Consider the following 13,279-nt stretch of genomic DNA (forward strand, 5'->3'; position numbering starts at 1 on the left):
AAAATTAAATAAACTTAATACTTATTAAAAAGAGATAATTTAATATTATAAAAAAATTTTAGGTGATACAGTGGAAAATTTTGATGAATGGTTTCATGATATTTTAGAAAATGCAAATATTACTGATTCAAGATATCCTATTAAAGGAATGGCAATTTGGATGCCATACGGTTTTCAAATTAGAAAACACTCAATGAATATTATTAAAAAATTATTGGACAAAGACCATGAAGAAGTACTCTTCCCAATGCTTGTTCCCGAAACTGAACTTGCAAAAGAAGGAATTCACGTAAAAGGATTCGAAGACGAAGTTTACTGGGTAACCAAAGGAGGTCAAAAAGATTTAAACGAACAATTAGCTTTAAGACCTACCAGTGAAACAGCAATCTATCCAATGTATGCTTTATGGATTAGAACCCACATGGATCTTCCAATTAAATATTACCAAATTGTAAATACATTCAGATACGAAACAAAACATACAAGACCTTTAATTCGTGTTAGAGAAATTACAACATTTAAAGAAGCACATACCGCTCATGCAACCAAAGAAGAGTCTGATGAACAAATCCAAGACTTCATTGCTATTTATAAAGAATTCTTTGATGACTTAGGAATCCCATACTTAATTTCAAAAAGACCAGAATGGGACAAATTCCCTGGTGCAGACTACACAATGGCTTTCGATGTAATTATGCCTAACGGTAAAACCTTACAAGTAGGAACTATCCACAATTTAGGTCAAACCTTTGCAAAAACATTTGATATAACCTTTGAAGACAAAGACGGAGAACACAAACTTGTATACCAAACCTGTGCAGGTGTATCCGACAGAGTAATCGCTTCTGTAATTGGAATTCATGGAGATGAAACTGGTTTACGCTTACCACCTAAAGTATCACCAAACCAAGTCACAATCATTCCAATTTTATTCAAAAAAGGAAAAGAAGAAGTTTTAGCAAAATGTGATGAAATAAAAGCACAATTAGAAGCTGCTGGACTTAGAGTAAACATTGATGACAGAGACATAAGACCTGGTAAAAAATTCAATGACTGGGAGTTAAAAGGAACTCCAGTTAAACTTGAACTTGGACCTAGAGATTTAGAAAACAATATTACTGTTGCAATGAGAAGAGACGAAGGTGAAAAAATCGAAATTGCTCTTGATGACTCATTAGCTGACAATGTTATTGATTTATTAAATAAAACCGAAGAAAACTTATCCAAATCAGCATGGAACTTCCAAGAAGAACATGTTAAATTCACTGAAAGCTTAGATGAAATTCCTGAACTTGTTGAAAGCGGAAATGTCATTAAATTCTACTGGTGTGGAGACGAAGCTATTGGTAAAGAAATCGAAGAACAAACTGGATATGACATCTTAGGTATCCAAGAAGAAGTATCTGAAGGTAAATGTATTTCCGGAAAAGGAGATGCAAAATACGTTGCATTAATGGCTAAAACATATTAAGTGATTAAAATGGATAATATCTACGCAATAATCCCAGTTAGTAAGTTTAAAAATGCTAAAACAAGACTTTCCCCATTTTTAACTGAAGAAGAAAGAGAAAAACTCTTAAAAGTAATGCTTCAGGATGTAACTGATACTTTAAAAAAGCATGTAGATAAGATATTCATTATCAGTAGGGACGAAGACGTTTTAGAATATGCCAAAAAACTTAACTTAAACACAATATTGGAAGATGAAAATTCCAATTTAAACAAAGCATTAAAACAGGCAATGAAACAATGTAAAGGAAAAACCAGGAAAGTCATTATTGTTCCTTCAGATGTCCCATTAATTGGAAAAACCAATCTTGCAATGTTAATTGATGCATCTAAAAGTCTAGATTTCATTATTGTTCCATCAAAAGGTGGTGGAACAAATATGATTATAATGAAACCTATGGCAATACACACCAGATTTGAAGGGCTAAGTTATAAAGAGCATGTTAACGCTGCTGAGAGAAAAAAATTAAATCCACAAGTACATGATTCACTATTTATGGCATTAGATGTAAATACTGCTGAAGATTTAGGAGAAATCATGATTCATGGAGAAAAAACTCACACAAGAAAATACTTAAAAGAACTTAAAGTTAAAGTAGAGCCTTATCGTGGCAGTGAACGCTTAAAAGTAACAAGAGGATAAAATATGATAGTAATGTCAATTGCTGGTGTTGATCCATCAGCCGGTGCAGGTATTTATGCTGATTTAAAAACATTTCAGGCTATTGGAGTTTATGGAACTGGAGTTGTTACAGCACTTACCGCACAAAATCCTTACAAATTCTTCTCATCATCACCAGTTAGTTTAGAATACATTGAAGAGCAAATTGACAGTGTATTTGATTCATATGAAGTGGAATTTATTAAAACAGGAATGTTATATTCCCCAGAAATTATTAAACTTGTTTCTAAAAAGATTAAACAATACAATCTAAAAGCAGTAGTTGATCCTGTAATGGTTGCTACTTCTGGTGGAGATTTAACAAAAGAGGATATTGCAGATGCATTTAATAAATACCTTCTTCCAAATTCCATTTTAACTACACCAAATATTTCTGAAGCTGAAAAATTAACCGGTTTGGAAATAAAAACAAAAGAAGATGCTATTAAAGCTTCCAAAAAGATTGTTTGTGACAATATAATTACCGGAGGTCATTTAGATGGCATTAATACCATTAGCATTAACGGTAATGTTTCCACAATAAAACAGGAACTTATAAAAACAGATAATTTGCACGGAACAGGTTGTAATTTATCTTCAGCTATTGTTGCATTTCTTGCAAAAAACAATGATTTAAACACATCCATCATAAAGGCACTTGATTATGTCTATGAAGGAATAAAAAACGGAAATCATGGAACATTAATAGCTAAATTATAAAAAAATAAAAAAATAGGAAATTATAGCTATTCTTCCATATTCAATTGGCTAACAATTGATTCTTGAATAGCAATGAATTCTTGTGATTCTCTTTTTCTTGGTCTTTGTAAGTCCACTTCAATAATATCTGCAATTTTACCCGGATTTTTATCTAAAATAACAATTTTATCTGCAAGGTAAACTGCTTCATCAACATCGTGAGTTACAAAAACAATTGTATTTTCAAATCTTTTCCAAACTCCTATGAGCTGTTCTTGAAGACTATGTCTATTTTGCATATCCAATGCAGAAAACGGCTCATCCATTAACAAAATAGGTGAATGGTTAAGCAAAGATCTAATAATTGCAACCCTTTGTTTCATACCACCTGAAAGTTCATGCGGATAGCTATCTTTAAAGTCAATTAAACCAACATTTTCCAAATATCTTTCAGCAGCAGCAATATTTTCTTCCTTGGAACCTGCCTTTGTCATCTCCAAACCGAAAGTTACATTCTGAAGTACAGTCATCCAAGGGAAAAGAGAGTATTGTTGGAAAATAACTGCTCTGTCACCAGATGGTTTTTCAACGACCTCACCATTTGCAACAATCTCACCGGAAGTAGGAGTATCAAGACCTGCAATTAATCTTAAAAGAGTTGTTTTTCCACAACCTGAAGGTCCTAAAAGACATACAAATTCACCATCTTCAATATTTAAATTAATATTTTCTAAAACGGACAATTTTTCAGTCTTTTTTGAATCAAATGACTTATTAATATTTTTAACTTGAATCGCCATGAAAAACACCTACCAGAATATCCTATTTTGAATTTTGCCAAATACAAAGTCAAATACAAGTCCAATAAAACCGATTACAATCATACCCACAACTGTAGTACCAGTATCAAAAAGATTTGTTGCTGTTAAAATCATATAACCTAAACCACTACTTGATCCAATCATTTCTGCAGAAATAGTACACATTAAAGCAATACCAATACCTACTTTTAAACCAGAAACGATATATGGAATAGCTGAAGGCAAAACAACTCTTTTTAAAACATTCCAGTCATTAGCACCAAGTGTTTGAGCAGATTCAACTAAAACACTGTCAGTTCTTTTAACACCATCAATTGTATATACTAAAATTGGGAATACACAACCCATAAAAATAATAAATACCGCAGGTAAAGTACCTATTCCAAACCATAAAATGGAAAATGGAATCCATGCAACAGGCGGAATTGGTCTTAAAATACTTATTACAAAAGTACAAATATCTTCAAGAGTTTTATACCATCCAAGTAAAATTCCAAGAGGAATTGCAACAATAGATGCTAAAATTAAACCGAAGAATACCTTAAACAATGTATCAATAGTATTTGCAAATAATTTACCGTTTTCAATCACAACCCAAGCAGAATTTACCACATCAAGTGGGCCAGGTAATATATATGATGAAAACAATCCAAAACAATTAGTTATAAGATACCAGATGAATATTAAAATCACTGGTAACAATAATGGAACAAATTTATTTTTATAATTATCAAACATTTAACATCACTATAATAATAATTTAATACACTAATAAATATGAACCACCTATTATAAAAACTTTAAAAACTTGAAAGTCTAATCAATAATAAGTATTAGAAAAAATATATTGGTGCTAATAATGAATGCGAATAAAAAATTTTTCTCAAAAATAGGATTTAATTATCTAGCTTACTCAATTGCTTCAATATTGTTTCTTATAATATTATCAAATATTATAGCAGTTATTCGCCCAGAGATATTGAATAATATCAACATAGCAACCATAATAACTGCAATTTGCAATTATGTTCTCCCACTTCCAATTTTGTTGTTTTTAATGAGAAAATTGGATTCAACAGAAATTAAAAAGAATAACTTGGGTTTTAAGACATTTTTAAAATATTTATGTATTACATTTACATTGATGTGGATTGGAAATATTACAGGAACCATAATAACCAATCTGCTTAGTTTTACAATTCAAAATGATATAGCAAACCCTATTCAAAATTTAATTAATTCAACTGATTTATGGTTGAATTTAATATTAATAAGTTTAATAGGCCCAATCTTTGAAGAAATAATTTTTAGAAAGATATTAATTGATAGAACAATTAAATATGGACCACTAGCTTCAATACTTGTATCTGCAATAATTTTTGGATTAATTCATGGAAACTTAAACCAGTTTTGCTATACTGTATTAGTTGGTGGATTTTTTGCATATGTCTACATAAAAACAGGACAAATCAAATATTCAATTGGACTGCATATAATTCTCAATATGCTTGGATCTGTTTTAAGCATGATTGTAAACAACAGTGCAGTCAATTTATCAAATGCATTTAATACTACTGATTTAGCAATTCTTGTATTTTACTTTATCTTAATTTTAATTGCTTTATTTGTCGGAATTTACACTTTGGTTGAATATATACAAAAGAAACGTAAACAAAAAAATAGTATAGATTTAAAAATTATAAAACCAGTGTTTTTAAATGCCGGAATGATTTGTTTTATTGTATTTTATATAATAAGAATGGCACTGCAGATATTAAGTTAAATGGAATGTAAAATAATTTATTTTACTTCCAATAATTAATTTTTAAAAGAATCAATAGCTTCACGCACTTTATCAACTGCAATTTGTTTTTTAGCAGGAAATGCGGCAATCTTTACTTTTAAGTGAATTGAATCACCTTTATCTAGAACAGTTAATTTTTCATCTAAAGCATCGTTTTTATCAAATCTTAAAAACCAGTTTCCTTTTTCATCCATTTTTTGCTCTAAATCATTATTTAACTTTTCTAAATCAGTAGATTGTAAAAGTTTATTGAAAAAGTCCTTAGTGTATCTTTTTTTAGAAACTACACCAGTTAAAATAAGAATTTTGTCTTCAAGTAATCCTTCAGCTTCTTCTGCTTCGATTTCAGCTTCAGGAAGTAAATTTAAAATAGCCTGAGAAATTTCATCAACACTTTCATTTTTATAAACGAAAGCTCTGAATTTAATATTATGAATCATTTTATCAAAAAATAAAAAGGAAAGAAGAAAGACTATAAGTCTCTTCTTCTAGCTTGTTCTGAGCCTTTTCCTTTAGATTTAATTCCACGTCCTTTGTTTCCAGCACTAGTTAAACCTCTGAGAGCTCTGTTAGTGTGTTTTTTGGAACAAATCCAATTGATTTTTTTATCGTTAATGATAGAAGGACTTTGTGGATCTACTAAAATAACTTCGAAATATTTGTATTTTCCGTCAGCCCATACCCAGTAGGAGTTTAATACTTCTAAGTTAGGGTATTTTTTAGCTACACGTTCTTCAGCAATTCTTTGAATAGATTTTGCTTGGGTAATTTTGTTTACACCCATTCTTTTAGGTTTACGACCGTTGAAACGACGGGTTTTTCTTCTACCCCCACGTCTTACTCTGGTTCTTACTAAAACGAAACCTTTTTTAGCTCTGTAACCTAAACTTCTAGCTCTGTCGAGTCTAGTAGGTCTATCAATTCTTTGAACAGCACTTTGTCTTTTCCATTTAGGAGCTCTTTGCCACATGAGTTCACGTACGTAAGACTCATCTGGGTTTTTCCATGCGTCTCTAATATATTTATACATAAATAACACCTTTTTGTTCAGCCACTAGGGCCACATCCATGGGAACTTGTCCCTAAAAAAGTAATTTATTTACTGTTAGAAATAACAGTAATAAAATATTTGTTTTATGTATTTATAAATGTATCGTAAAAATAAGTAAAAATCATTCTTTTAAAAATATTTTGAATTTAACTACTTTAAATTCATCACCCACATAAACATATTCAATAATCTGCTCTTGGAACATAACCTATTTTTTTACCATCATATTTGACCAGAATGGCATGTTCATCATATCTATTGTCCTTTTCACGGAACAAATCCAAATGATCTCCCTCTTTAATAATAGAAAATATTTCATCAATATCATCAATATAAACTAATCCAGCCACATTAACTGTAATTAAATAAATGTCCTCCAAAAAGGGGTTTTACTTCAGGAGCATTATGCAGAAATCCAATGAAATCAGACACTTCAGAATCAATTTTTTGAATATTTGCCATATAAATCAGAAATTCTATTTTTATAACTTAAGATATCCTCATCAAATTGAATAATTAGATTTTTAAGCATTAACTTATACCTGTTTATATTGCATTCACCGGAAAGCATATCCTTTTTATTGTATGGATATCTCTTCTTAACTTTAGCTATTTCTATTTCATTATACACAATCAATTCATTTAATCTTTCAACTTCAGATTTTAAGTCTAATTCAGGACCAATATTCTTATTTGGAATAAAATAGTATAATGATTCAAGTGCATCTAGATTACCCATCTGAAATGCTTCAGTGATTTGTATAAACAGTTTTTTTCTATAATCAGATTGATCAGGATGTAAATCAGGATGTAACTTTAAAACACATTCTTTATAAAGTGACTTAAGCCTTTTGGCATTCTTTTTTGAGAGCTTATGGAACTTTTTATCACCAATCAGTTCATCCAATTCTTCCATTTGAAGTTTGATATTGTGCTCATATTCTAAAAACTCTTCTTTTAACGCTTCATCAATCAAGTCAAGATTGACCTCGTCCTGACTGTTAATTTGAATATAGAGCAATCCAAGTTTTCTTTTAAGAATAGACAACTCAACATCTCTTTTAGAGATCATGCTCGAGCAATCCGAAGTTTAAAAGATATTCCCTTTCTATATTAGGACATATATGTAAAGTAAGCTCCTGATATTCAAATATCAAATCAGATAACTTATTTTTTAATTTTTCAAATTCAGGATGAATGATTAATGACAATTTTATCACATCATTTCGATAACTATAAAGTTAAATATAGAATTATATAAATATATACCTTTCTTATTATTGAGTGTGACATTATGAAAATGCCGGAAACTATAGATTCAAAATTACTTGCCCCATGCGGAATTAATTGTATTAGCTGTGAAAAATATCAAAATCCATGTGGAGGCTGTTTAATCAGCAATGACGGAAAAAGTAAAGCTAGCTTAAAGTGTAAAATTAAAACCTGCTTTGATTCTAAGAATTTCAGCTATTGCGGACGCTGCAGTGAGTTTCCATGCCCACTCATGAAAAAGCATTCAAAAAAATATATTAAAAGACATGATTTGAACACCCTTGAAAGTGCCAAAAGAATTAAAACTACCGGAATTGGCCGTATGATGAGTCAGGACCGTGATAAATGGTTATGTCCAGAATGCGGTGGTGTTATTAAATTCCAAAGCAAAACATGTAGTGAATGCGGATATGAAAGTAAATAGAAAAAAACTATTTACTGTTCAATTTATTATTCAAATCACGTGCAACCAAATAATAATATATATAAAAACTAGCCCAGAAAACAGCTGCAAAAATGCAAGCTATTGCAATCCATGTTATTATTGGACCGATTCCAAGATTAATTGGCATCCATTTTAAGTATACTGCAACTGCAAACAATACTCCCATACCAATAACCATCTGAAAGATAACCTGAAGAGGGAATGCAACATTCTCATTTTCATAAATCAAACCACTTAAGGAGAATGCCCAACCAACAACAATTGTTCCGAGAAATGCATTTATAATATCAATACCGCTGAATCGAATAGTTTCAGGCCCTACTTGAAGAGATATCATTACCATGACACACATTACAACAAAACATCCGACAAATGCTCCGAATGCTAATCTTCTAACTAAATCCAGTTTCATGAAATCACCTATAAATCCAAAGCCCTTTTAAATTCAGGCAAATATTTTCTTGAGATATTATCCTTCAAGCCGTTTTTAAGTTCTATAAACATCATTCCCTTAAGTGAAGGAGCCACTCTTTTTATCTTTTTTAGATTAACGATAGTGGTTTTTGAAATACGGACAAAATCACTTGTTAAAGTTTCTTCAACTTGATACAATGGCTTTTTAATGATATACTCCTGATTTTCTGTATATACATTGACCTGTTTATCCTCAACTCTAAACATGAAAATCTCACTAAATTCCAATAATGCTATGTCAGATCCCCTTTTAACTGCCAGCATTTCATTTGAATCATCACTTTCAAGAATTAACATTGCTTTTGTGATATTATCTGTCAATTCATTGGTGTGAATGTCAGCATACGGCTCTTCAATATCTCGTGAAACAAATAAATTTACCTTCATATTTTATTTCCTTAGTTTTTCCATCTCTTCTTGAATTTTTCGTTCCCTGTATTCTTTACTGTCAAATCTGCTGCTGAACACAAATGCCTTTAAGAATTCGACTGCAATTCCAATTCCCCAAAAGAATACTGGAAATACAACCCACCAGAATTCCAGAGTGAAAATATAGTTAACAACAGCCAGTGCAGCATTTACAATCAGATATATTGTAAAGCTTTTATAAAATTCTATTTTTGCATCTGCTCTTCTCTCAGCAATTACCCTTAAACTGTCACTCATCTAATCACCTCTTTTTGAAAGTTCATTTTCAACAATTCTTTCACGATTGTAACTAATTGGATATGCATCAAAAAGATCTTTTAAAAGAGCAATTCCACCAAATAACATTGCAAATTTGAGTAACCAGAAATCTCCCAAGAATACGAAACAAACAATTGCCAATATAGTATTTGAAACTATAAACTTAAATAAATTTTCTTGAAACCTGATTTTTGCATCCACTCTTTTTTCTGCCTTTTCTCTTACATGCATATTATCACCATTCGATAATAAAAGTTAGTAAAGTAATATATAAATGACTAATTGGCAATATGTCCAAGATGCATAATATTGGAACTGAAATGCAAAAAATAGTAATTAAAAATAAGAAATTAAGTAGCTATAGAAGAGCTACTAATAAATATAAAATAGAAGTCATTGCAGGAACAGTTAAGTTATCAATTCCACCATAACTGAATGCTTCACATGCAGTTGTAACTGCTGAAATTGCCAATATATAAACTATATTGAATTCAGGCATTGTACATCCAATTGAAGCAAAAACCATCCATACAAATACACTCATAACAGATGTGACCACAAACATGGTAAGTGATCCTTCAAGAGATTTGGTTCCACCAAATATTGAGTATTTGACTTTACCAAATTTCTGACCAATTAATGCTGCAAATCCATCACCATATACCATAGGCACAATAGCTAATGCTACAATCCAAATGAAGAATTTAGGATTTCCTGCAGGAGCAATAGATGCAAATATTGCAATTAAAATTGTCCAAATCCCCGCATAGAAGAATAATCCTAATGCATGACCGGATTCAGTAACACTATTTTTAATTTTAATTGGAGAATATTCAGTTAAGAAGAATAGTGCAATTGTAATTGGCAATGTTAAAAACCAAACCATATTCCACGGATCTGCAAAAAATGGCATTGCAAATATCATATTACCTACCATAATATGCAAAAATTTACGTGAAACTTCAGGTCTTGTTTTTAAAACCATTTCAGCTACAACAAAAATGACTGCAACATAAATATATACTACAATTAATGCAAGAATATCTGTGAATATCATTTATCATACTCTCCGTATTCACAGCCAGCATTTTCCATTTTAACATGATCAATGAGAGTTCCATCTTTTTTATATAATTTGATTTCACCCCAACCGTTTCCACCATTCCATAAACGGTTGTGTAATTTTTTACCATTAGGAGCCTCATAATTGAATAACATCATTTCATCACGTTTACAGTAAAGTACGAGTTCCATTTTGGAGTTTTTATTACTTGCATTGATTCTCCATGTATGTACTTCATCACCTTCTTCAAAATCAAAATCGATTTTTACAAGGTTCCAGAATCTTGCAAAGTTGTATTCATACATTTTACCTTCATAGTAAAATCCAATTAACAATTTACGAGGAATAGATATTCCAAATGCTTTTGGTTTTCCTCCACCTGCTTCAAATGCGGAATTGTTAAGTTTTTTACCAGTAATAAGACTTGTTAAGTTACATGATGAAATCCAAAGCCATGGTGAAGTAAAGTCTCCACCCCAGTTTTTATCTGCATAACCATAGGATTTTTCAGGAATTACTTCATATTCTCTGCCGTCAAGCCAGATAGTTCCACTATATTGTGTTTTAATTCCTTCAGCATGCCAGAACATTTCAAAAGAGTTTAATTTTCTAAATAGGCTATTTGCACCATAACCTACATTAAAAGTAATTTGTTTATCGATGTCTAAATCCCACATCATATCTCCAGCATCACTCATATATTCAGGGTGATTTTTAGCATCTTCTTCGCTAACTCTTGCAAACCCTTTCATATGAGTTTCTGTAAGACTACAATCCCCAACTTGAACATTTAATTCATCATCAGGGCAGTTGAAATATTTCATTGAATAAAAATTATGAATCTGTTTAGGATTTTTACCCCATGTACCTGCTTTAATCATACAGTAAGATGGTTTTTTACCAGCTTTTTGGTTTTCAGGCAATTGGCCAAGAGTAGGTTCTTCTTCAGCCAATGCAGGGTTACATACAAAGTATTCAATAAAAAATGGTCTTTCTTCACCTGTTTCTTTATCATATGCAGTTAAAGAATGCCACCACCAGTCATAACCTTTTTTGGCAAGTGGTCCCTTGAGCATATAATAATTTCTTTTCAAATCACTTTTATTCATTATTTATCCTCCAATAATACATTATTAGATTTGTTCAATGTCTTTTAAATAAATTGGCTTTATTAAAACAAGAATAATACAATTATGAACAAACATTGCATTTATTTTGAAATACCAAAATAAATATTAATGAAGCATAATAAAAATTTAATAAGAATAAATAGGGGTGAAAAAATGAGGCTTAAAAATACATTAATTCTTATAACAGCCCTACTCATTGCAATATCAATGATAAGTGCTGTTTCAGCAGCTAACGAAAAAGTACATGTTGGCCCAGGAGATAAATTTAATCATTATCCTCATGATAGCATACAGCACAAAACAGGATATACTTTCAATATAGAATTAAAAAACGGATCAGTTTACTATGTAACAACCAGTAGTGAAAATAACATAGGAAAATTAAATCCACTATTCCATCTAGCAGTAAATCATAAAGTTTCAAAATACTTTAGTGACAATGTTGCTACCAAATCCAATATTTTAGGACAGAAAATAAGTTCTGAATATGGTGCTGACGACTTTTTCTCCGTGCCTGTTGAAAACGAGTTTTACATAACTTACATTCAAGGAGAACCAATTGGAGAAAACAGTGACATTAAAAAAGTAGACAAAGTCTTTGATAAAGATGGAAACGAACTATAAAAATGGATGCATCAGCATCCAAAAACTCTTTTTTTATATATTATTCAAATAAAACCATTATAAAATCACCATCAAATATTCTAAATTTAAATATTTAGATAAAAATATTATTAAGTGAACAAATTAGTGATTTATATGGTTTCATTAAAGGAAAAATTTGAATTTATGGATGATGGAATTGACATTCCATTTTATAACGGCACACCAAAGCTGTCGACAGTTGAATGGGGACTTGTACTTTCATCTATTCTATTAACAATAGGATATCTAACTGTAATACGCATACCTGGTGAATATCTCCCAGTAGCTATTTTTTTAACATCAGTTATACCTGCATTATACATCTGCAAAGGTAATTATAACATATTCTTTAAAAAACCAAAGCTTAGAGATATAAAAATAATAATTTTATGTTTAATTGGGATTTATATCTACACAATAGCTATAGGATTTATTTTGCAAAATCTTGTTGGAAATATGGCTGCTCATGCAAGTACTAATGATCCAGCATCCCTAATGACATTAATAATAATGTGTATTCAATTAATGGGTGAAGAATTCTTTAAAATACTTCTTTTATTGCTCATTATGTTTGTATTGTACAAATATACCAATAACCGTAGCATTTCATTATTTGTAGGCCTTATATTATCTATGGCAATATTCGGTTTAGTCCATTATAATGCTTACAGCGGTAGAATAATACAAATATTATTTATACAGGGTTTTGGTGCGATATTTGAATATTATGCATTTTTAAAAACAAAAAACGTATGGATTTCTTATATAATTCATGTATTACGTGATTCCATACTTGAACTCGTAAAAATGATTGGTTATTAAAATAGTAGCTAATGTTACTATTTTTATCTATTTTTATCTATTTTTTTAAAAAAAAGAGTCTGTAAAATTTTATAGGCTTATTTAATTTTTATGTGATTTTGAGTCCAATTTTGCATTTGGAAGTCTAAAAATGTCAGAATTCCTTCTTTAGTTTTGTATAATTTCTTTATTATTTCTGGATTGGTTTGTCTGTAGT

Annotated in this window: 20 protein-coding genes; 7 read left to right on the forward strand and 13 right to left on the reverse strand. The window is 30.4% G+C overall.

The genetic code is table 11. The annotated features are described in order from the left end of the window. The first annotated feature begins 70 nt into the window (after positions 1 to 70). Genes proS through thiD form a run of 3 tightly spaced genes read left to right on the forward strand, consistent with a single transcriptional unit; the run spans position 71 to position 2,890 of the window. Positions 71 to 1,471, forward strand: coding sequence for a proline--tRNA ligase (proS, locus tag PUD86_08005; GenBank protein ID MDD6777221.1), 1,401 nt, complete (start codon positions 71 to 73; stop codon positions 1,469 to 1,471). Between the two features lie 9 nt (positions 1,472 to 1,480). Beyond that, entirely contained in the window at positions 1,481 to 2,152 is a 672-nt protein-coding gene (cofC, locus tag PUD86_08010; protein ID MDD6777222.1) for a 2-phospho-L-lactate guanylyltransferase, read from the forward strand. A gap of 3 nt (positions 2,153 to 2,155) precedes the next feature. Beyond that, a complete protein-coding gene (gene thiD / locus PUD86_08015) occupies positions 2,156 to 2,890 on the forward strand; it encodes a bifunctional hydroxymethylpyrimidine kinase/phosphomethylpyrimidine kinase (GenBank protein MDD6777223.1) in 735 nt (244 codons plus the stop codon). 26 nt (positions 2,891 to 2,916) lie between these two features. Here the strand turns inward: thiD and PUD86_08020 are convergent, their stop codons facing one another. Together PUD86_08020 and PUD86_08025 are read right to left on the reverse strand one after the other, a co-directional pair. Further along, a complete protein-coding gene (locus PUD86_08020) occupies positions 2,917 to 3,669 on the reverse strand; it encodes an ABC transporter ATP-binding protein (GenBank protein ID MDD6777224.1) in 753 nt (250 codons plus the stop codon). Positions 3,670 to 3,678: 9 nt separating this feature from the next. Then, complete coding sequence (locus tag PUD86_08025; protein MDD6777225.1) at positions 3,679 to 4,428, reverse strand: ABC transporter permease; 750 nt, start codon at positions 4,426 to 4,428, stop codon at positions 3,679 to 3,681. Positions 4,429 to 4,549: 121 nt separating this feature from the next. On the opposite strand from PUD86_08025, the gene PUD86_08030 reads away from it, so the two are divergent. Then, a complete protein-coding gene (locus PUD86_08030) occupies positions 4,550 to 5,473 on the forward strand; it encodes a type II CAAX endopeptidase family protein (GenBank protein ID MDD6777226.1) in 924 nt (307 codons plus the stop codon). Positions 5,474 to 5,508: 35 nt separating this feature from the next. Here the strand turns inward: PUD86_08030 and PUD86_08035 are convergent, their stop codons facing one another. From PUD86_08035 to PUD86_08055, 5 genes are all read right to left on the reverse strand, one after another. Beyond that, entirely contained in the window at positions 5,509 to 5,934 is a 426-nt protein-coding gene (locus PUD86_08035) for an RNA-binding protein (GenBank protein MDD6777227.1), read from the reverse strand. A gap of 32 nt (positions 5,935 to 5,966) precedes the next feature. Next, positions 5,967 to 6,524: a 50S ribosomal protein L15e gene (locus PUD86_08040; GenBank protein MDD6777228.1), complete on the reverse strand. Its 558-nt coding sequence runs from the start codon at positions 6,522 to 6,524 to the stop codon at positions 5,967 to 5,969. A 203-nt stretch (positions 6,525 to 6,727) separates the two neighbouring features. Then, positions 6,728 to 6,895 (reverse strand): HIRAN domain-containing protein, encoded by a 168-nt coding sequence (locus PUD86_08045; GenBank protein ID MDD6777229.1) that lies wholly within the window; start codon positions 6,893 to 6,895, stop codon positions 6,728 to 6,730. An 89-nt stretch (positions 6,896 to 6,984) separates the two neighbouring features. Continuing rightward, positions 6,985 to 7,617, reverse strand: a complete 633-nt coding sequence (locus tag PUD86_08050) for a J domain-containing protein (protein MDD6777230.1) — start codon at positions 7,615 to 7,617, stop codon at positions 6,985 to 6,987. After that, on the reverse strand, positions 7,607 to 7,756 hold the full coding sequence (locus tag PUD86_08055; protein ID MDD6777231.1) for a hypothetical protein: 150 nt from the start codon (positions 7,754 to 7,756) through the stop codon (positions 7,607 to 7,609). Before PUD86_08055 ends, PUD86_08050 begins: the two co-directional genes overlap by 11 nt. Positions 7,757 to 7,839: 83 nt before the next feature. Between PUD86_08055 and PUD86_08060 the strand changes: the two genes are divergently transcribed. Then, positions 7,840 to 8,241: a DUF3795 domain-containing protein gene (locus tag PUD86_08060; GenBank protein ID MDD6777232.1), complete on the forward strand. Its 402-nt coding sequence runs from the start codon at positions 7,840 to 7,842 to the stop codon at positions 8,239 to 8,241. A 7-nt stretch (positions 8,242 to 8,248) separates the two neighbouring features. Here the strand turns inward: PUD86_08060 and PUD86_08065 are convergent, their stop codons facing one another. From PUD86_08065 to PUD86_08090, 6 genes are all read right to left on the reverse strand, one after another. Further along, positions 8,249 to 8,674, reverse strand: a complete 426-nt coding sequence (locus PUD86_08065) for a DUF3021 domain-containing protein (protein ID MDD6777233.1) — start codon at positions 8,672 to 8,674, stop codon at positions 8,249 to 8,251. An 8-nt stretch (positions 8,675 to 8,682) separates the two neighbouring features. Further along, a complete protein-coding gene (locus tag PUD86_08070; GenBank protein MDD6777234.1) occupies positions 8,683 to 9,123 on the reverse strand; it encodes a LytTR family DNA-binding domain-containing protein in 441 nt (146 codons plus the stop codon). 3 nt (positions 9,124 to 9,126) lie between these two features. After that, positions 9,127 to 9,402 (reverse strand): 2TM domain-containing protein, encoded by a 276-nt coding sequence (locus tag PUD86_08075; protein ID MDD6777235.1) that lies wholly within the window; start codon positions 9,400 to 9,402, stop codon positions 9,127 to 9,129. Continuing rightward, positions 9,403 to 9,654 carry a 2TM domain-containing protein gene (locus PUD86_08080; GenBank protein ID MDD6777236.1) on the reverse strand — a complete coding sequence of 84 codons (252 nt, stop codon included), beginning with the start codon at positions 9,652 to 9,654 and terminating at the stop codon, positions 9,403 to 9,405. It abuts the gene before it with no gap. Positions 9,655 to 9,781: 127 nt separating this feature from the next. Further along, the gene (locus tag PUD86_08085) at positions 9,782 to 10,480 is read right to left on the reverse strand and encodes an SEC59/DGK1/VTE5 family protein (protein MDD6777237.1); all 699 of its coding nucleotides are present in this window, start codon (positions 10,478 to 10,480) and stop codon (positions 9,782 to 9,784) included. Further along, positions 10,477 to 11,595 carry a tocopherol cyclase family protein gene (locus tag PUD86_08090; GenBank protein ID MDD6777238.1) on the reverse strand — a complete coding sequence of 373 codons (1,119 nt, stop codon included), beginning with the start codon at positions 11,593 to 11,595 and terminating at the stop codon, positions 10,477 to 10,479. The genes PUD86_08085 and PUD86_08090 overlap by 4 nt, the downstream gene beginning before the upstream one ends. Before the next feature lie 174 nt (positions 11,596 to 11,769). Here PUD86_08090 and PUD86_08095 point away from each other — a divergent pair, with 174 nt between their 5' ends. Beyond that, entirely contained in the window at positions 11,770 to 12,240 is a 471-nt protein-coding gene (locus PUD86_08095; GenBank protein MDD6777239.1) for a hypothetical protein, read from the forward strand. A gap of 135 nt (positions 12,241 to 12,375) precedes the next feature. Further along, positions 12,376 to 13,083 (forward strand): CPBP family glutamic-type intramembrane protease, encoded by a 708-nt coding sequence (locus PUD86_08100; protein ID MDD6777240.1) that lies wholly within the window; start codon positions 12,376 to 12,378, stop codon positions 13,081 to 13,083. The last annotated feature ends 196 nt before the right edge of the window (positions 13,084 to 13,279 follow it).

The sequence above is a fragment of the Methanobacteriaceae archaeon genome (assembly GCA_029219465.1).
In the GTDB taxonomy this organism is placed as follows: domain Archaea; phylum Methanobacteriota; class Methanobacteria; order Methanobacteriales; family Methanobacteriaceae; genus Methanocatella.